18 protein-coding genes and 1 riboswitch are annotated in these 20589 nt (G+C 41.2%); of the genes, 8 read left to right on the top strand and 10 right to left on the bottom strand.

Annotated features, from left to right (window positions below; genetic code table 11):
* The first annotated feature begins 1 nt into the window (after position 1).
* Positions 2 to 1228, top strand: a complete 1227-nt coding sequence (locus C1A09_RS14635; protein ID WP_101545616.1) for a glycosyltransferase — start codon at positions 2 to 4, stop codon at positions 1226 to 1228.
* Positions 1229 to 1374: 146 nt separating this feature from the next.
* A complete protein-coding gene (locus C1A09_RS16405; protein ID WP_158557872.1) occupies positions 1375 to 1446 on the top strand; it encodes a smalltalk protein in 72 nt (23 codons plus the stop codon).
* Positions 1447 to 1542: 96 nt separating this feature from the next.
* Here C1A09_RS16405 and C1A09_RS14640 read toward each other — a convergent pair whose 3' ends face one another.
* Genes C1A09_RS14640 through C1A09_RS14650 form a run of 3 tightly spaced genes read right to left on the bottom strand, consistent with a single transcriptional unit; the run spans position 1543 to position 4540 of the window.
* A complete protein-coding gene (locus C1A09_RS14640; protein ID WP_101545619.1) occupies positions 1543 to 2595 on the bottom strand; it encodes a glycosyltransferase family 2 protein in 1053 nt (350 codons plus the stop codon).
* A gap of 5 nt (positions 2596 to 2600) precedes the next feature.
* The gene (locus tag C1A09_RS14645; protein ID WP_101545622.1) at positions 2601 to 3473 is read right to left on the bottom strand and encodes a glycosyltransferase family 2 protein; all 873 of its coding nucleotides are present in this window, start codon (positions 3471 to 3473) and stop codon (positions 2601 to 2603) included.
* Positions 3452 to 4540 (bottom strand): glycosyltransferase family 2 protein, encoded by a 1089-nt coding sequence (locus C1A09_RS14650; protein WP_101545625.1) that lies wholly within the window; start codon positions 4538 to 4540, stop codon positions 3452 to 3454. Before C1A09_RS14650 ends, C1A09_RS14645 begins: the two co-directional genes overlap by 22 nt.
* A gap of 70 nt (positions 4541 to 4610) precedes the next feature.
* On the opposite strand from C1A09_RS14650, the gene C1A09_RS14655 reads away from it, so the two are divergent.
* The gene (locus C1A09_RS14655; protein ID WP_101545628.1) at positions 4611 to 6143 is read left to right on the top strand and encodes a lipopolysaccharide biosynthesis protein; all 1533 of its coding nucleotides are present in this window, start codon (positions 4611 to 4613) and stop codon (positions 6141 to 6143) included.
* A 4-nt stretch (positions 6144 to 6147) separates the two neighbouring features.
* Here C1A09_RS14655 and C1A09_RS14660 read toward each other — a convergent pair whose 3' ends face one another.
* The 6 genes from C1A09_RS14660 to C1A09_RS14685 form a co-directional block, all read right to left on the bottom strand.
* Positions 6148 to 7020, bottom strand: a complete 873-nt coding sequence (locus tag C1A09_RS14660; RefSeq protein WP_101545630.1) for an alpha-1,2-fucosyltransferase — start codon at positions 7018 to 7020, stop codon at positions 6148 to 6150.
* 12 nt (positions 7021 to 7032) lie between these two features.
* Positions 7033 to 8073, bottom strand: a complete 1041-nt coding sequence (locus C1A09_RS14665) for a glycosyltransferase family 2 protein (protein ID WP_158557866.1) — start codon at positions 8071 to 8073, stop codon at positions 7033 to 7035.
* On the bottom strand, positions 8070 to 9008 hold the full coding sequence (locus C1A09_RS14670) for a glycosyltransferase family 8 protein (protein ID WP_101545636.1): 939 nt from the start codon (positions 9006 to 9008) through the stop codon (positions 8070 to 8072). The genes C1A09_RS14665 and C1A09_RS14670 overlap by 4 nt, the downstream gene beginning before the upstream one ends.
* A 157-nt stretch (positions 9009 to 9165) precedes the next feature.
* Complete coding sequence (locus C1A09_RS14675) at positions 9166 to 10347, bottom strand: glycosyltransferase family 2 protein (protein WP_101545639.1); 1182 nt, start codon at positions 10345 to 10347, stop codon at positions 9166 to 9168.
* Between the two features lie 605 nt (positions 10348 to 10952).
* Positions 10953 to 11621 carry a bifunctional 4-hydroxy-2-oxoglutarate aldolase/2-dehydro-3-deoxy-phosphogluconate aldolase gene (locus tag C1A09_RS14680; RefSeq protein WP_101545643.1) on the bottom strand — a complete coding sequence of 223 codons (669 nt, stop codon included), beginning with the start codon at positions 11619 to 11621 and terminating at the stop codon, positions 10953 to 10955.
* An 86-nt stretch (positions 11622 to 11707) separates the two neighbouring features.
* A complete protein-coding gene (locus C1A09_RS14685) occupies positions 11708 to 12733 on the bottom strand; it encodes a sugar kinase (protein ID WP_101545647.1) in 1026 nt (341 codons plus the stop codon).
* A gap of 348 nt (positions 12734 to 13081) precedes the next feature.
* Between C1A09_RS14685 and C1A09_RS14690 the strand changes: the two genes are divergently transcribed.
* From C1A09_RS14690 to C1A09_RS14710, 5 genes are all read left to right on the top strand, one after another.
* Entirely contained in the window at positions 13082 to 14164 is a 1083-nt protein-coding gene (locus C1A09_RS14690) for a LacI family DNA-binding transcriptional regulator (protein ID WP_101545650.1), read from the top strand.
* Between the two features lie 26 nt (positions 14165 to 14190).
* On the top strand, positions 14191 to 15681 hold the full coding sequence (locus C1A09_RS14695; protein WP_101545653.1) for a UxaA family hydrolase: 1491 nt from the start codon (positions 14191 to 14193) through the stop codon (positions 15679 to 15681).
* Positions 15682 to 15798: 117 nt separating this feature from the next.
* Positions 15799 to 17106, top strand: coding sequence for a Na+/H+ antiporter NhaC family protein (locus C1A09_RS14700; RefSeq protein ID WP_101545657.1), 1308 nt, complete (start codon positions 15799 to 15801; stop codon positions 17104 to 17106).
* A gap of 157 nt (positions 17107 to 17263) precedes the next feature.
* Positions 17264 to 17818 carry a 30S ribosomal protein S16 gene (locus C1A09_RS14705; RefSeq protein ID WP_101545661.1) on the top strand — a complete coding sequence of 185 codons (555 nt, stop codon included), beginning with the start codon at positions 17264 to 17266 and terminating at the stop codon, positions 17816 to 17818.
* A gap of 123 nt (positions 17819 to 17941) precedes the next feature.
* Positions 17942 to 19042, top strand: coding sequence for a TlpA disulfide reductase family protein (locus C1A09_RS14710; protein ID WP_101545665.1), 1101 nt, complete (start codon positions 17942 to 17944; stop codon positions 19040 to 19042).
* Between the two features lie 161 nt (positions 19043 to 19203).
* Here the strand turns inward: C1A09_RS14710 and C1A09_RS14715 are convergent, their stop codons facing one another.
* The gene (locus C1A09_RS14715; protein WP_101545668.1) at positions 19204 to 20172 is read right to left on the bottom strand and encodes a uroporphyrinogen decarboxylase/cobalamine-independent methonine synthase family protein; all 969 of its coding nucleotides are present in this window, start codon (positions 20170 to 20172) and stop codon (positions 19204 to 19206) included.
* A gap of 55 nt (positions 20173 to 20227) precedes the next feature.
* Positions 20228 to 20447, bottom strand: a riboswitch (cobalamin riboswitch).
* Positions 20448 to 20589: the final 142 nt, after the last annotated feature.

Below are 20589 nucleotides of genomic sequence, written 5' to 3' on the forward strand. Positions count from 1 at the left end.
CATGAGAGACTTCATCATCACCAGCCTGCAACCCTGGGACATCGAGATAGGCAGTACGATAAAGAATACAGCCCTTGAAATCTCCAAACAGCACCGGGTGTTGTACATCAGCCCCCCCCTAAATCTGATAACCCGCCTGAAACGGAGAGGTAAAGAAAGTACGGCCTATCGCCGTCGCATAGACGTCATCCGTGGAAAAGTCTCCCCGATAAGGCGGATCAATGAAAACCTGTGGGTATCGGACTGCCCTTTCACACTATTGTCTATCAACAAACTACCCGCCGCGCTATTCGATTTTTTCAACCGGAAGAACAACAGGAAACTGGGAAAATGGATTGTGGAGCAAGCCTCCGGACTCGGATTTAAAGAGTACATACACCTGATAGACACCGACCTCTACCGCAGCCGTTACCTGAAGGAATACATCCGCCCCGCCATCAGCATCTACTACCGCCGCGACTACATCATCGGTTTCCCCTATTGGCGCAAACACGGCCCGCGCTGTGAAGAAGCCCTGGTACGCCAGTCGGATATAGTGCTTGCCAACTCCAGCTACTTTGCCGGACAACTCCGCCCGTGGAATTCCCGTACCTGCGTACTGAATACGGGGGTGAATCTTGATCTATACAATCCCCGCCGCCCCTGGGAACAGCCGGAAGACCTGAAAAACATCCCCTCACCGGTGATAGGATATACCGGAGCCATTATCGAAAGCCGTCTGGACAGCAGCCTGTTATACGAAACAGCCAGCCAACTGCCCCAATACAGCTTCGTCTTTGTGGGCCCCGAAGACAGGCACTTCGAACAGCACCCGCTACACCGGCTGAAGAACGTATACTTCACCGGCCGTAAGGAAGTGGAACAGTTACCCCAATACATACGATATTTCGATGTCTGCATCAATCCGCAAGTTCTCAACCCGATAACAGACGGTAACTATCCGTTGAAAATAGACGAGTATCTCGCCATGGGCAAACCTGTGGTAGCCACCTCCACCCACACCATGCGCGATGTCTTCGCAGACTACACGTACCTGGCCGGTTCTACGCCCCTGGCATGGGTGGACGCGCTACATACCGCCGTGACAGAAGCTACCGATGCCCCCCTGCGTGAAAAGCGCATCGCCTTTGCGCAGACACACAGCTGGGAAAATAGCGTCAAGAAAATATACGAAACGATCAAAGAATACGAACACACCCAGACTTTATCACAAAAAATGACAGAATGAGTCATAATATCCATAAAAGTACAACTTTCGCAATATTTTTTCAACAAACATGATATGATAAAAAATGTATTCAGACTCTTTGTATTGAAAACGAAGAGAAACATCGCCTAAATACTTTAGTTTTATAACATTAAAACTTATTGAGCATGAAAAAATCTGTCTGGAGTACAATCTTGAAGTTTGTCATCACCATTGCAACCGTCATACTCAGTGTATAGTATAAAAGCGATAACAGTCTGATTATAGGTAGAATATTCTTAACCGTATCTCTTAATGATGAAAAACACACTCTCTCTTTTTTATCGTTAAAACCCTCAGAAATGTATCCAACGACGAATTATCTGCTTTAGTTGTACGGCTACCATTACCCGTATCACTCCTAACTTACCAAACATGGGTAATGCAAAAAAAACACGAAAGAAAAGATATTTCAAAGTCCGCTTTCCCGCTTTCTTTCGCGGTGAAAGACATGAACAGGTTAGCAATTCACGCAACAACTCATTCTTGCATATTTTTGACAACAGAGGTGTACAACCAATCCTATAAGCATGATAAACACTCATCTGCATGATATCCACCAACAAGTTACGGTAAAAACTTTCATTAGCCAATCCACTGATATATGCTGACTTCAATTTCTGTACATCGACATACTGGCGGGCAATTTTTTCCGAATAACCCTTAGCTGCCGAAATACCAGATACTGATTGAGGATTGTACGTGTAAAACAAAGTACATTCCGGTATCAATCTGCAAGAAGCGGCATTGATGATGACTTGGTACGTAAACCAAGGGTCCTCATTAAGGTGTCCCTCCTTGCAGCAGATGTGATAACGTTTAAGGAACTCCAATGAATAAAGTTTGTTCCAAGTAGCTACAAAAATCTCCTTTTCTTGCCCATAGCGATAACGAGCTACCGGGTGGCGTTCTCCTTCTATCAACGTATCGGTATACTGGCATCCTGGATATTGTTTACCCTCCATATCTATGCGTACAAAAGAACCTGCCACAAAATCCACCGGATACCGGAACATGTAACCATACAGAGTTTCTATGCAATCCGGAGTTATCAGATCGTCACAATCCATAGTAAAGAGATAATCACCTGTAGCATATTCCAAAATAGTATTACGAGCCGCTCCAATTCCCCTATTCCTTCCTTGGTCAATAATTCGTACGGCACTCCTCCGCGGATGTTCCGCTACCACTCGTTTTACAATGTCCATACTGTTACCTTTATCGTCTACAAATACATACTCGATATTAGGGTACGTCTGATTTAAGACAGACAACAAAGTCCGTTCTATCAGTCCGGCAGCATTATAAATAGGAATTCCCAAAGTAATAAGAGGTAATTTTTTTCCCATAACCCTCAATAAATTTTAGCGAACAATCCAGCAAACGTACCTTTCCATATGGAAGAAATCATATTCCAATTGCCCTTGCCCACATAGTTCAGCATTTTATAGGGAGCAGATATTACAACGAGGTATAGGCAAGACAAAAAACAGGAAACACCTTTATTATTCCTTCTGGCGAATATGATACGACTCCGTGTCAGATAGTAGTTACGAAGAGGAGTCTTTGACTTTATGGTCATGCTCTCTTTGTGGTAAACATTCGACGAAGGTTCATAAAACAATTTATATCCCGCTTCACGAAAACGACGACTCCAATCGAATTCTTCATAGAAAAGGAAATATGTTTCAGCCATCAACCCCACTTTTTCGATAGCTTCCCGGCGAAACATCATGGCTCCTCCATGCAATACTTCAGTCGGCACAGGTCTGAGAAAATTTTCCCTACGTGCCGGATCAAACAGTTCGGTAGTGTGGCGTAGTGTAATGCGCGTCATATCATGATAACCATAATATTGTATCTGCCCCGGTTTATACAAGAAATGGATGCAGGGAGAAACCCCGGCATAATCTCCCTCTTGCAAGCTATGAACCAACGGTGCCAAAAAAGAAGATTTTATCAGCATATCATTGTTCAGAAAGAGAATATAATTTCCACTAGCATACCGATAGCCCAAATTATTTCCACCGGCAAACCCTAAATTCCTATCACTCGCCACAACTTGTATGTCTGGAAATGCATTACGCAAACGCTGTACATCATCTCCTTTTGACGCATTGTCCACCACAATTACTTCATAAGGATAAGTCTCGTATCGCTTTAGGGAATCTATCAATTCACAGGTATCCTGCCAGCCGTTATAGTTTATCGTAATAATTGAAACCACACCTCTCTACTTTTATTTTTTACCGGCCCTCTGAAAATAGGAACAAAACCTAACTTAAAAAGGAAACGCATATATATATCATAAACAGTAAAATAACGAAAGCGAAGAAGAATCTTTCCCAAACGGTCACTTTTACACACCGGATAATAACACCGGCACATTATTTCATAATTAGTAACTATCAGTTTCTTGAGATTATCCAATCGCATTTTTCCAGACACTTTTTTTCTATGATAGAATTGATAATCAGTCTTCAATGCTCTTTGAAAACATTTCATCATAGCATTGATGATATGAGGAATTACAGATGATGACAAATTGAAAACTGACATTAAAGCTTGTACACGCTTCTGGTATTCCATAAAGCAAAGATATTCCATTTCAAAAGGATGAAGCACAGCCGAAAGAGAAGATGGATACTTTACATATGCATAATCTTGCGCATTACCTATAACCAAAAAATCGGCATGCAACAAATAATCATACATAAAAAGAAGATCTTCACAAAAGGATATACGTTCATCGAAATGTATATCATAAGTTTCCAATAAACTCCTATTATAGAGTTTTGAAACAGAAAAACCACATTCTCCCAAATCAAACTTCTCAATCATCTTTCCGATATCGGCTCTATCAGTAGAAAACGTATATTGGAAAAACTTATCTTCACCCCATCTTTTCCCATCCGGACTATACGATTGAAAGCCTTGTACAACCAATCCGCTCCTATCATCTTTGGGAACAAGCTCTAAAAGATGTAACAAATAATCAGGCATTACCCAATCATCCGCATCAACAAATACAACGTATTTTCCTTGGGAACATGCTATTCCTTTATTACGAGCCGCACTAACCCCCAAATTATACTGATGAATGGCTTTTATTCTTTTATCTTTTTTACACCATTCATCGCACAGTTTTCCGGAAGCATCCATACTTCCGTCGTTCACCAATATAAGCTCAAAATCCATAAAAGACTGTTTCAAAACACTTTCAACGCATCTTGAGAGTAAATCTTCTTTATTAAATATCGGAATAATAACTGATATTAAAGGAAAATCATCCATACATAAGTCTTTTAATCATACAAAGATACGATAAATTGTATACCTTTGTAGCATTAAGAAATAAAAAACTATGCCGCAAGAGTCACGTGTAAAAAAATCTCTTCTAAATGCCCGGATTAACCTGATATTCTATTTCTTAAGCCTGGTATTCGCTTTCTTCTCCAGAAAGACCTATCTTGACATGCTAGGAGATGACTTCATGGGACTTACAGGAACATTACAAAACTTATTAAGCTTCCTCAATCTGGCAGAGTTAGGAATAGGAAGTGCTATCGGATATGTGCTTTACAAACCTCTATATACCCAAAACCATGAAAAAATCAATGAGATAATATCTGTATTCGGATATATTTATCGCCAAATAGGATTTATCATCCTTGGTGGCGGTATTATTATGGGAGGATGTCTACCCTTCATTTTTCCAAACTCAATCTTTCCACTTGGAGTTACTTTCTTTGCATTCTCTTCTTATTTATTTACTTCACTCATCAGTTACTTCATCAACTATAAACAGACCTTACTTAGCGCCGATCAAAAAAATTATGTAGTAACCGCTTATTTTCAAAGCGCTGTTTTGATAAAAACCATCCTTCAAATAGCATGCGCTTACTATACAAGAAATTTCTACTTATGGATATCCATGGAAGTTTTATTAGGTATAACCTACTCTCTTATTTTGAACTGGAAAATCAAACAAGTGTATCCATGGCTAAAGAGTGAAATACGGTTAGGAAGAAAAATCTTCCGAAAATATCCGGAAGTAATAACCTATACAAAACAAATTTTTATCCACAAGATGGGTAGCTTTGTACAATCTCAAACCGTACCTTTTCTAATCTATGCATTCGTTTCGTTAAAAATTGTCGCCTTTTACGGTAACTACACCATTATTGTGGACAAAGTAGCACAATTTGTCAATAATCTATTGGGAAGTACCAGCGCAGGAGTAGGAAATCTCATTGCAGAGGGTAATACACAAAAAATAAAGCAAGTCTTTTGGGAATTATTAGGAATCCGTTTTTTTATAGCAGGGATCATCTCTTTTGCACTATTTCATCTCACAGAACCTTTTATATCCCTATGGATAGGCAAAGAATACATATTATCTACCCATATACTCTTTTTAATAATCCTCAATACTTTCATTGGATACACCCGGGGAGCAACTGATCAATTTCTCTATGGATATGGATTATTCTCGGACACATGGGCACCCATAACAGAGATTTGTATAAATCTTACTGTCGCCATTATAGGTGGCTATTTATGGGGGTTACCCGGAGTATTGTTAGGAGGTATAACCAGCTTAATTATCATTATAACTTTTTGGAAACCTTATTTTTTATTCAAAGCGGGATTTAAAACTTCTATCTGGATATATTGGTGGAAATATCTTACTCATTTATTCCTAATCTTATTGCCCGGTTTCGCCTGTCATATAATTATCCTACCTAAATATTTCCGTCCGGAAACGTCATTCTTACAATGGATTTTGTATGCCGTATGTATCTGTATAACATATGCTCTACTGACTTATCTCCTTCTCTACCTTTTTACACAAGGTATACGTGATTTTACACATAGGATCATTAAAAGGAAATAGACTACTACAGTCTTATCCATTCATCGGGAACTACATCATCGTGTTCAAAGTAATACCACCATTTACGAGGAGCTATCACTTTCTTATCAGGATTGGCATTCAAAAATGCTCCCCACCAACTAAATGTAGAATTGGCAATTATATTATGAGAGCATCTGCTCATCAGAAACATGTCTTGCCAGGAGTTGCTGTCTCGGTTTCCGTCTACAAAAACAATATTATCAGCTTTCAGATATTGTCGGACATATTCTATATCATCTGAAAATACAAAAAATACAGGTTTCTCCATATGCTCCTCCATATAAGAGACAGCACGCTGATAATAATCCATTGGACAACACAGTAATAAACCATCGTATTTTCCCGAAGCATAGTCTCCTCTACGTACATGTATACTCACACTATTTTTATATTCACTTATCCTCTTCAACATGGCCACCGAATAGGATGACATCATCTTCTCGTCGAAAGTAAAAGTTTTCAGTATTTCCGGTACAACGTGAGCAAAGTATTTTGGGCTTTGCCAAGTACCACGAAACAAACAATTTTCACCTTTATGTTCAAAAACATCCTCGTAATAGATGAAATTTTCTTTAGGACGGATTTCTCTAAACGGATATGTTATCAGCTTATAATGCGGTAATCCAGCTGCCCCTAGAAATTCTACGAAATGTACATAAATTTTCTGAAAAAAATTCAACCCTTCATAAGGTTTAACCTTAAACAGTTTTTCCAATTCGTAGCCTTGATGATCAAACCTTGATCTCTTATGAACAAAGAAACAACATCCTTCTTTGCTCCTGAAACGCAACTCGCAGAGAAATGCATATTGAAACATCACATTTCCTAATCCCCACGCAGGTATCACAATCTTCATAACATTATCTCTTTAAAACGGAGGACAAAACATTTTCTTAACTTTCAACCGAAACAAAAGAGTAAATAATCTGTCGTATATCCACACATAATTACTTTTTAATAAGAAACGTCCTAATTTATCTATCAAATAAGCCGGTATATAGTAGGAAGTCATATAGTCTAAAGAAACTGCCCTCAATAGTTTTAGATGTTCTCTTCTCTCAGTTCCAGAAACACTACTTAATACATGATAATCTGCTTTCAGCGCTCTACAAAGAGGTAAATATAATGCCTGAAACGGTGCTTCTATTTCACGGCTATTCAACCTATATTTCTTCGACAAACTGTTTATCATTTTATCGCACAGAACAAACGCATTGTATTCTGAATAAAAAGAACTTACTTTTCGAGATAACGTTCCAGCCCGAAGAATATAATGGTAATCTACACAATCACCTACAACAATATAATTACTATGTAATATAGAGTTCAATATGAACAATACATCTTCGAAATAACTGAGTTGAGGTTCAAACCGTAAATGATGTTCATTCAGAAAACTACGACTAAATAATTTAGCCCATGGACTAAACATTCCACCAAATTCTTTACTTTTGAGAAGAATTTTTATTTCCTCATTAAAATAACACCGGAACATGAAGTGCTTATTTTCTATATTTAGTCCGTTCCCATCGTTTTTTTCATACCCTTGCACAACAAAACCGTCTTCATTCCTTCCATCTGGTAATAATTGATATAAATGTAACAGATAATCGGGCTCTACATAATCATCAGGGTCACAAAATACGATATACCTTCCCTGTGCCTGCTCTATTCCTTCATTACGTGCAGAACTGACGCCTCCATTCTTCTTATGGAATACGCGAATACGCTTATCCCGTATCCCCCAAACATCACATAACTCCGGAGTACCATCGGTACTTCCGTCATCTATCAACAAAAGTTCAAAATCTGTAAAAGTCTGTCTCTGAAACGAATACAAGCAACCAGACAAGTATTTCTCTTGATTATATATGGGAAAGACAACTGATATTTCAGGCATGGTATTCATAACTCTAAATTTCGATAACCATTCTTCAACAAGCCAAGAGAAATTCTTATAGTATGTATTCTCCATTTCGCACGTTTCCATATTGAAGCCTTTGGTTTGAAACTTCTCCATGGAGAGAGTCGCAAATATTTATAGTATTCAAAGCACAATGGATTGTCACATGGGTATATCCATGGTTTCCAAGCACATGTATAGTGTATAATCACCCGTTCCTCTATTTCTTTGTCTATCTCTTTTAATAATTCTGGAGTATAATAAGGAAAAGGACGCATCAACGTATTCATCACATTCCAACGATAAGGAAGACGTAACCAACATTTATGAAACAGCAAGTTTAGTATATCTTGATCGTGCCATAGTAAAATATCCGACTTTGTTTCCGTTATCCGTAAGGCCTTCCCAAAAACATCCACTTTACGCCAATAATCTAAATTGATAAGTAATGTTCCTGAATTAAAATATCCATCACCGACAGGCAAAGATAGACGACTAAAAGTCTCAGGAGTGAAAAACAAATTATCCATCACCGCTGCAACAGCTTTTCCATTCATGTCAACATCCCATAAAGGACGGAGCAAGCCGGTTACAATCATATCACAATCTAAATACAATATACGAGATATCTCTTCCGGAAGTAACTCCACTAACATTAAACGGTAATATGCCGCAATAGATATATGGTCTCTAGTTCGTAACGGAAATTCTTTAAAGAGGATCTTATCCATCTCGTAAAAAATCAGGCGTTGTCCATATTGCAGATCTACAATTTGGGATAATAACCGTTTATTTTTATCCGAAATATTATCTGTCATCAGATGGATAAGCATAGTTTCTTCCCTATTATTCTCAAATATAGAGACAAGCAATACACCCAAATGCTGAACATATGCATCATCCGAAGCTAAAACGATATGAATAGTATCTGCTTTTGACATTTCGCCCTATTTTTCCTGTAAATATATACTATTTCCAAGATATTTCCAACTTACGGTCAAGTTTTCAATATTCAACGTCTCCGTTTTTCTCTTATTGAATTACTCCCACCAATGACGAACCTCAGCAAGTATAAAACGTAGATCATTGTTATATCTGTTATTTCGAATTCCCGGTTTCTATGCCGTGTGACGTATGAATGAAGTTTTTATTCGCTCCTTTCAACTTAAACACATTGGTTACCATCAGCAGGAATGTATAGGGCAACGACCTGATGGCCATTGCCAGGCGGCTGGTACAATATCTGCGGGGAACGGCTACAAGCAATGCCGTAACAAGTAGAATAAACATCATCCACCACTTCAGGCTCCAAACCCAGTTATAGAAAGTAAGGAAAAGGGTAAAGATGGAGGTGAAACCTAATAACAGCAGACGGGGAATACAAAATTGCTGGAACATCTTGTCACAGAAATCCCAATTCCGCTTATAGATGGCTTTCCATAGATATTTGGCAAATGCCATACAGTAGTGCCACTGTGCCGACAACCAACGACGCCGCTGGCGGGAAAAATCATCAGAGTTCTGTATCTTTTCATCAAATACGTATGTCTCGGGCAGGTAATGAAAATATTTACCTTGATAGAGAAGGGTCAGTTCCAATTCGCGGTCAAAACCGCCTACGGCTTTGACGTTCGCCATGGTCTCACGGAACAAATCGTAGCAGAAGGCCATGCCCGAACCAATGAGGGCGGCGGACATACCCAGCTTGACATGTCCCAAACGGAAAATTGTGTTATTGATTTCTTCGCTGATGGCATCGAGCAGAGCCATGTCGCTGTTGATGTTCTTTGCCATGCGATGGGTTTGCACTATCTCTACACCGGGACGAGCATAGAGGTCGTTGACGTCGTTCAGATAATCGTAGGGAATGACGTTGTCGGCATCAAGTACCAGGGCTATGTCATAATCATCACCGAGAGCTGCCATCGCAGCATTCAAGGCTTTTGACTTGGTACTTTTTTCAAAGTGAACCTCTATCAGGCGAATGGGAAGGACGGAAAGAGATGCATTGGTTTCGGGTTTCATACTGTCGGATATGACCACCGTATCGAAACAGTCTGACGGATAATCCTGGTCTATACAGGAATGCACGCATTCGTGTATCACGGCATCTTCTTTATAGGCGGGAATGAGTATGGCAAAACGCTTATGTGCTTTTGCCGGAACCGGCTTGTCAAGCTTTCGGCGAAGGGAAGCCAAACTATAAACCAGAAGGTAACACACGTTTATCGCAAACAGTACATATAGTATCCAGTCTAATATGTGAAATATATATCCCAATTCGATGTAGTTTTATACAAGGTTAAACAAACAGCCATCCTTGCTGCTATACCAGGCAAAGATACGAAAAAGAAAACACGTTTGAATAAAATATATAAAAAAGAGAAAGGAATAAACAAAAAAACGAGCAAACTCTTTCGAGTCCCTCGCCCCCTGTAAGAAAAGCCTTAAAGGCTTTTCTTTTTAAATCGTCATCAAATTGTTACCCAAAAATCAATCTTTCTTTTTACCTCTAAAAAATAAACTTCAATTACCTATCCGAAAACTATAAATGTTCAACTTTTTACCTTTACTTGTATACCTAATTTCCAATCTAAAAAAATTCAACTTATGAAAATCAAATTCAATCTTTTTACCTCTTAACTAACTACCTATTTCTTATTGAAAACTATTAAATCAAAGCAGTTTCCCAACTGCATTACAAAGGTAAGTGTTTTTTTCGTGCGCGCAAACGGTATAGGATAAAACCGTATGTTTTATAACATTGTTTTAGATTTCAAGGAGTGCTTTTACACTTATAAACAAAAAACAAGCCACCGAAGCACCGTAGCACTTCGATGGCTGTCCCCTTTAAACACCTTTAAACAAAATGAAATTATGTATGATTACTTTCTTGCTTCGGCAATGTAGCCCAAAGCTTCTTTACATTTTTCGGTAACGTAAGCCCAATCTTCAGCGGCAACTTTATCTTTCGGGAAGAGTTTTGATCCCATCCCTACACAGAATACGCCGGCTTTGACCCAAGAGGTCAGGTTTTCTTGTGTGGGTTCTACACCACCGGTTACCATCAGCTTAGACCAAGGCATCGGAGCCAACAGTCCTTTCACTAATTTAGCACCGAGTACGTCGCCCGGGAAGATCTTGCAAAGATCGCAACCTACTTCTTGAGCGAAACCTACTTCTGAAACGCTTCCGCATCCCGGAGTGTAGGCAACCAAACGACGGTTGCAGATTTTAGCTATTTCGGGGTTGAACAACGGACCTACGATGAAGCATGCGCCCAACTGGAGGTACAGGGCTGCCGTGGCAGGATCCACAATAGAACCTACACCCATTGCCATTTCCGGACATTCTTTTGCGGCGAACTTCACAACTTCTGCAAATACTTCGTGGGCAAAATCACCACGGTTAGTAAATTCGAATGCGCGAACACCACCATCATAACAAGCTTTTACCACTTTCTTTGCTATTTCTGCATCTTTATGGTAGAATACAGGAACCATACCGGTTGAACCAATTTTGTTCAGAACGGAGATTTTATCAAATTTTGCCATCTTCTTTTTTACTATTTATTCCCTATGGCCATGACACATCTTTTATCTTTGAACACATAGGTAGGTTGACAGTTTATAATTTTTTCTTAGCGTTGTACACGTCCACTCGCATCACCACCTGCCAAAGCTTCCACTTCTTCTACGGAAACAAGGTTAAAGTCACCGTTGATAGTATGCTTCAGTGCAGAAGCCGCAACTGCAAATTCGAGAGCAGCACCTTGGTTAGGTTTCGTCAACAGACCGTGGATAATACCACCAGAGAAGGAGTCACCGCCACCTACACGGTCGATAATCGGGTTGATATCGTAACGCTTTGATTCGTAGAATTCCTCACCGTTATAGATCATTGCTTTCCAACCGTTGTGAGTGGCGGAGAATGATTCACGCAAAGTAGAGATTACATATTTGAAACCAAATTCTTTAGCCATAGCTTTGAAAATACCTTTGTAGCCTTCAGCATCTGTCTTACCACCTTCTACATCAGCATCGGGTTTAAAACCGAGACAGAGTTCGGCGTCTTCTTCGTTGCCGATGCAAACGTCTACGAATTGCATCAACGGTTTCATAATGGACTGGGCTTTTTCTTTTGTCCAGAGTTTCTTACGGAAATTAAGGTCTACAGATACCGTAACACCATGACGCTTAGCAGCCTCACAAGCCAGACGGGTCAATTCTGCCGCTTTGTCGGAAATAGCCGGGGTGATACCTGACCAGTGGAACCAGTCGGCACCTTCCATGATAGCATCGAAATCGAAATCAGAAGGATCAGCTTCAGCGATTGAAGAATGCGCACGGTCATAGATAACCTTGCTGGGACGCATAGATGCACCGGTTTCCAGATAATAGATACCTACACGATCGCCACCACGTGCGATAAAGTCTGTCTTTACACCATATTTACGCAATGCGTTGACTGCAGACTGACCGATTTCATGTTTCGGCAACTTTGTTACAAAGTAAGCTTCATGACCGTAGTTGGCACAGCTGACAGCAACATTGGCTTCACCACCGCCATATACCACATCAAAAGAATCGGACTGTACGAAACGAGTGTTTCCCGGAGTGGACAGTCTCAACATAATCTCACCTAATGTAACGACTTTCTTTCCCATAATTCTATATTTTTATTTAATATGTGATTAATTTATTCCTTTCAATTTGTCATTTCCGCCCCTAAACCGGAGCTAAACATCTGATACTATGGAGAGTAAACTTGAAACAGGTTTGTTCTTCATAGCTTTCGTGTGCGGGCACAAAGATACAACAATTTTCGTAATTACAAAAATTGTTATATATTTGTATCGATAATATTAAGATTATTATTGTGTGCGAGCACAAAAAACATTTACTATTTGATGATTTGCTATTGACCCTGCGGCATATCCGTCTCCAATCTGTAAATCTAAATACGAAAACATTCAAATAGTAAATCGCAAGTCGTCAACATACTAAATAAGAAGATGGAAAGGATTCGAATTAAAGACATCGCCAAGATGGCGGATGTGTCGGTAGGAACTGTAGACCGCGTCATCCACGGACGAAGCGGAGTATCCGAAGCCAGCAAGAAAAGAGTGGAGGAAATCCTGAAGCAATTGAATTACCAGCCTAACATGTATGCCAGCGCTTTGGCTACCAACAAGAAATATGCTTTCGCATGCTTGTTGCCGCAACATGAGAAGGGTGAATATTGGACGGATGTAGAGAATGGAATACAGGATGCACTGACTACTTATTCGGATTTCAACATTACGGTGGAGCTCTCTTATTACGACCCGTACGATTACCGTTCGTTTGCCGAAGCAGCACGTACCATCCTGACACAAGAGCCCGACGGAGTGCTGTTTGCCCCTACCGCACCGCAATATACCACTCCTTTTACGAACGAGCTGGAATCGCATTCCATACCTTATATATATATAGACTCGAATATCAAAGAAGCCCCCGCCCTCTCCTTCTTCGGCCAAAACTCACACCAAAGCGGCTATTTCGCCGCACGAATGTTGATGTTGCTTGCCGGTGAAGATGCACAGGAAGTGGTGATTTTCCGCAAGATAAACGAAGGTATCGTGGGATCTAACCAACAGGAACGCCGGGAGATCGGTTTCAGGGAGTACATGCAAGGGCATCATCCCGACTGCCATATCTGGGAATTGGATTTACATGCAAAGCGCGATAGCGAGGACTCGCAGATGCTGAATGAGTTCTTTCAGGCTCATCCGAACGTAAAAAACGGGATTACATTCAATTCTAAAGCATATATCATAGGGGAATATTTGCTGAAACAACAAAAAACGGATTTCAACCTTATGGGGTATGATTTGTTACAACGGAATGTGGCTTGCCTACAACAGGGAAGTATCTTCTTCCTGATTGCCCAGCAACCTACGTTACAAGGATTTGATGGAATAAAGGCGCTATGTGACCATCTGATTTTAAAGAAAGAGGTGGCCAGAGAAAACTTCATGCCGATTGATTTGTTGACAAAGGAGAATATCGAATTTTACTATAACCAGCGTAACGCCGGAACAAGGCTTTTAATTTAAAGAAATAATCAATTAATAACATAATAATGAAGACGAAATACCTTAAAATCAATCCTGCGGATAATGTTGCAGTAGCTATCGTGGCACTGCCGGCAGGCGAAAAACTCACAGTGGACGGAAAGGAAATCGTTTTGAACGAGGATGTGCCTGCCGGACATAAATTCGCGCTGAAAGATTTTGCAGAAGGCGAAAATGTAGTAAAATACGGATATCCGATCGGACATGCACGTATGGCAAAGAAACAGGGGGATTGGATAAATGAAAATAACATCAAGACAAACCTTGCCGGACTGTTAGAATATTCGTATAACCCGACGGAAGTATCGCTGAATATACCGAAGAAAGATTTGACATTCAAAGGATATCGCCGTAAGAACGGTGATGTGGGAGTGCGCAATGAAATCTGGATCATTCCTACCGTAGGTTGCGTAAACGGTATCATCAACCAACTTGCCGAAGGATTGCGTCGTGAGACAGGTGGCAAAGGGGTGGATGCTATTATGGCTTATCCGCATAATTATGGTTGCTCGCAACTGGGTGACGACCATGAAAATACTAAGAAAATATTGCGTGACATGGTATTGCATCCCAATGCCGGTGGAGTACTTGTGGTAAGCTTGGGTTGTGAAAACAATCAGCCTGACGTATTCCGCGAGTTTCTGGGTGATTATGACTCTGACCGTGTGAAATTTATGGTAACACAAAAGGTGGAGGACGAATATGAAGAAGGAATGAAGTTGCTGCGTGAACTTTATGAGAAGGCAAGCCAGGACAAACGTGTGGAGGTGCCGTTGAGTGAGTTGCGCGTAGGATTGAAATGCGGTGGCTCCGACGGTTTCTCGGGTATTACCGCCAATCCGCTGCTGGGGATGTTTTCTGACTTCCTGGTTGCTCAGGGAGGAACGAGCGTGCTGACAGAAGTACCGGAAATGTTTGGTGCAGAGACTATCCTGATGAACCGTTGCCGCAACAAAGAGTTGTTTAACGAAACGGTGAAACTGATTAACGACTTCAAGGAATATTTCCTCTCCCACGGTGAACCGGTAGGCGAAAATCCTTCTCCAGGTAACAAGGCAGGAGGTATCTCGACCCTGGAAGATAAAGCGTTGGGATGTACGCAGAAATGTGGCAAGAGTTATGTGGAAGGGGTATTGCCTTATGGCGAACGCCTGAAGGTAAAAGGTCTAAATCTGCTTTCCGCTCCGGGCAATGACCTGGTGGCTGCTACGGCGCTTGCTTCATGTGGATGCCATATGGTATTGTTTACTACCGGACGCGGAACACCTTTTGGAACGTACGTGCCGACTATGAAAATTTCTACAAATTCTACCCTCGCCAAGAATAAACCGGGATGGATTGATTTCAATGCGGGAGTCATCCTTGAGGACGAACCGATGGAGAAGACATGCCAACGGTTCATTGAGTATGTGATCCGGGTGGCAAGCGGTGAGTTTGTGAATAACGAGAAAAAGGGATATAAAGAAATCGCTATCTTCAAAACAGGAGTTACGCTGTAGAAAGAAGTTAAAGAGACAGAGGCAAATAGCTAATTATAATAAGAGCGACGCAGAACCATTTTGTGTCGCTCTTCGTTTTTTTATAACTTTGCAGCGAACTTATAAATAATCTTTTATATGTCTACAAATATAAATACAGAGACCACCTCAAGACACAAAGGAGGCTGGTGGTCATTGAGCCCACTGGTAGTATTCCTTTGTCTTTATCTGGTGACATCACTGCTTGTCAACGATTTCTATAAAGTACCTATTACGGTAGCGTTCCTGCTTTCTTCCTGCTATGCTATCGCCATCACCAGAGGATTGAAACTGGAGCAACGTATTTACCAGTTTTCGGTAGGTGCCGGAAATAAGAATATATTGCTGATGATCTGGATTTTCGTCCTTGCCGGCGCCTTTGCACAAAGTGCTAAACAGATGGGAGCCATTGATGCCACTGTAAACCTTACGCTACATATCCTGCCGGACAACCTGTTGTTGGCAGGCATTTTTATTGCCGCCTGTTTTATCTCGCTTTCCATAGGGACGAGTGTAGGAACAATCGTGGCTCTTACGCCGGTAGCCGTGGGACTGGCGGAAAAGACCGGCATCGACCTTCCTTACATAGTGGCAATCGTCGTAGGAGGATCATTTTTCGGAGATAACCTTTCGTTTATTTCAGACACGACGATCGCATCCACCAAGACGCAGGATTGCGTGATGAGAGACAAATTCAAGGTGAACTTTATGATCGTAGTACCGGCGGCACTTATCGTATTGGGCATCTACATCTTCCGGGGATTTTCCTTATCGGCTTCACCGCAAATACAGGAAATAGAATGGATGAAAGTAATCCCCTACCTCATCGTACTGGGTACCGCGATAGCGGGAGTCAATGTGATGGTGGTTTTGCTGCTCGGTATCATCTCCACAGGAATTATCGGATTATGTACGGGGATAGACCTCTTCAACTGGTTCGGAGCGATGGGAACGGGCATCACAGGAATGGGCGAGCTCATCATTATCACCCTGTTGGCGGGCGGTATGCTCGAGACAATCCGTTATAACGGAGGAATAGATTTCATTATATCACGTCTGACACGGCACGTCAAAGGTAAACGCGGAGCAGAATTCAGTATTGCAGTATTGGTAAGCATAGCCAATCTCTGCACCGCCAACAATACAATCGCCATCATCACCACAGGACCTATTGCCAAGGACATCGCCCTACGTTTTCATCTGGACCGCAGAAAAACAGCGAGCATACTGGATACATTTTCCTGCCTGATACAGGGCATCATTCCATACGGAGCACAGATGCTGATAGCGGCAGGACTAGCAAGCATATCGCCACTGAGCATTATCGGCAACCTGTACTATCCTTTCTGTATGGGTACATTCGCCATATTGGCTATATTGATAAGGTATCCGAAAAGATACTCTTGAAAATGAAGTATTGATAATAAACGTTGGGTGATAATAGGTTATCCGAAAAATAATTCATCGTTTATAATTCATAATTCATAAATATTCCGTACCTTTGCACCCGCTATTACGAGATAGTAGCATAATTCAAATCATTAACTAAAAACATTTTAATTAAATGGCAACAAAAATCAGATTGCAAAGACATGGACGTAAAAGCTACGCTTTCTACTCTATCGTAATTGCAGACGTAAGAGCGCCACGTGATGGTAAATTTATTGAGAAGATTGGTACTTACAATCCCAACACCAATCCCGCCACAGTAGATTTGAAGTTCGACCGCGCACTTGACTGGGTATTGAAAGGTGCACAACCTACCGATACTGTCCGCAACATCCTTTCCCGTGAAGGTGTTTACATGAAGAAGCACCTCCTTGGTGGTGTAGCTAAAGGTGCATTCGGCGAAGCAGAAGCAGAAGCTAAATTCGAAGCTTGGAAAAACAACAAACAAAGTGGTTTGGCTGCTTTGAAGGTTAAAGAAGAAGAAGCCAAAAAAGCTGAAGCAAAAGCACGTCTCGAAGCCGAAAAGAAAGTAAATGAAGTAAAAGCTAAAGCATTGGCCGAAAAGAAAGCTGCTGAAGAAGCTGCTAAGGCTGCTGCTGAAGCACCGGTTGAAGAAGCAACTGAAGCTCCAGCTGAAGAAGCTCCCGCAACAGAAGCTGCCGCTGAATAAAAAAGCACAGCATCCCTATAAAAATGGGACAACAAAACATAAAATCCTCTCCGGTTATGCCGGAGGGGATTTTTTATTATTATCTTTGTCCCCTACAAAAATTATTTATTAAAAGAATGAACAATGAAAAAAATTACTTATCTGCTCGCTGTCGCCGCTGTATTCGCAGCTTGTAACAGCAACAAGGGTTACACCGTAACCGGAACTGTAGAGGGTGCTGCCGATGGCGACACTGTTTATCTGCAAACTATACAAGGGCGTCAACCCGTTAAATTGGATTCAGCCGTCATCACTAATGGAACTTTTACCTTCAAAGGTGCTCAAGATACCGCAGTCAACCGCTACATCACTTACCAAGCTGCCGACAAAGACGGCATGATGACCATTGATTTCTTCCTCGAAAACGGAAATATCAATGTAAAACTGACTTCCGGAGAAGAAGATTCCGCAACAGGTACTCCCAGCAATGACGCCTATCAGGAAATCAGAACCCAGCTCAATGGATTGAACAGCCAGATGATGGCTATCTATAATTCGATGTCCGACACAACTTTGACCGACGAGCAACGCGAAGCCAAAGGAAAAGAAATGGAGGCGTTGGAAAACAAGATGATGGAAGTTACCAAAGCAGGCATTCAGAAGAACATCACCAATCCGGTAGGTGTACATTTGCTGAAACAGAACTTCTACTATATGGATGTAGCCGATCTTGATCCGTTGATGCCGCAAATTCCTGCCGCATACGAAAACGATGAAATCATCGTCAAAATCAAAGACAACGTTGAAAAGATGAAAGCTACTGCTGTAGGACAGAAATTCACAGATTTTGAAATGCAGACACCGGAAGGCAAGACAGTGAAACTGTCCGATTACGTTGGAAAAGGTAAGGTAGTGCTCGTTGACTTCTGGGCGAGCTGGTGTGGTCCTTGCCGTCGCGAGATGCCTAACCTGGTAGAAGCATACGCCCAATACAAGAATAAGAATTTCGAGATTGTAGGTGTTTCTTTAGACCAAAGCGCCGACTCTTGGAAAGAAGCTATCGAAAAGCTAAATATCACATGGCCGCAAATGTCTGACTTGAAATACTGGAATTGCGAAGGTGCCAAACTGTATGCTGTAAGCAGCATTCCCCACACCGTATTGATTGACGGTGACGGAACAATCATTGCACGCGGCTTGCACGGTGACGGTTTGCAACAGAAATTAGTGGAAGTCATAAAATAAGTGGAAGCCGGATAAACAGAGGCCGGCCCCTCTACATAATCAAAGCCTCGCATTAAATTAATTAATGCGAGGCTTTTGTATATATATGTAGGATTAGCTCCAATGAAATACACCATTTACTCCCATAAGATGTGGCATTTGCCTCCATAAGGTGTGGCATCTCAGAAAGAAAATATCCGTTCTGCCATATCCATCCCCAGCTTCACCGTCTGCCACTGTTTTTCTTCATCGGTATCAGAAAGATGAAGAAGGCTATCCGCATCGGGCAGACAAAGCGTGAAGCGCTTCAATGGAATATAATTCAATACTTCCTCTATTTTCGCCTGCAACTCATCCAGCTCATCTTCTTCCGGATAATAGGAAATTACAAAGCCAAATACAGCTTCTTTTTCACGGACAAACCACAACAGACGGCTACGGTCGCAAATGCCGCAATCATAATTCAGAAAATATGCATCGGCTCCATGAAGCCGTATCAGCATATCTGTCGCTGCATGAAAAGCGACAAACAATCCGTCCGGCCGTTCACGCAACACCCGGTTATTCAGCCGGACAGCCTCATCCATCAAAAGAGATTTCGCACCATCAAACTGCACATAACGACATCCTAAATTATAGAGTGCTGATAATAAATTCTTGTAGGCTACCGCCAAGTCATCCGACAATACATTTATATCCGGATAAATCCGTTCCAACTGCAAAGCGTCAATTTCACGAAGAATTTTGGTGAGTAATTTTCCCGGAGATGGTATATGCTGCTTCACCAATACATCCCCGGCAACAATCCCTGTCAGAAAAGTATAATCATCAAGAATGGGATGGTGCGACAGGCTAACCCTTCCGGTCAATTCCAGAACTTTGGATGCAAAATCACCGGTATGCGATTTATAGCCAAGTCCTTCCCAGCCTTCAAGGAAATCACGGTTACGAAAGCCTCCATCTGTAACGACTTTCATTCCTTCGGATTTAAGACGTTCGACAAGGTTGCGTATTTCAGCATTTTCGATGGCCTGCAAGGTATTTAAACTAATCTGTCCTTTCTGATACTGCGCCCATGCATCTTTCAATGTAGCCGGTGCCCACAATGTCCCTGCAATATCAACTTTGAACGGGGGAGACAATTTTTCCATAATCGTTCTTTTTTGAAATTAAAAATTCACCTTCTGCTCTATCCCACGAGTAGCAAAAGAACACTAAAGAATGGCAGGTCTTCTGACTTGATTTCCATTTCGAGCAGCCTTCCCAATCATTCTCCAATATCGAAAAACCATTAGTGGCAGGAGGTAATTACTGAAATGTTTAATATGAAACCTTACAGCAGCGGGACTGTACGGGACTTACACCCGTTTCCCTTTTAATTGCAAATAGCGAAAGCCATAAGCAAACCAATTCGCTACAAATATAACTAAAGTATTTGAAAACACATAAGTAGACTTTTCTTTTTTCATTTATAAATTCAAAACAATTTTACATCATCGAATGATACGATCTTCATTAAAGTTTACTTATAATCATCCCATTTAAAATAAAGTTTTCCATTCAACAAA

The sequence above is a fragment of the Bacteroides cutis genome, assembly GCF_900241005.1.
GTDB classification, from domain to species: Bacteria; Bacteroidota; Bacteroidia; order Bacteroidales; family Bacteroidaceae; genus Bacteroides; species Bacteroides cutis.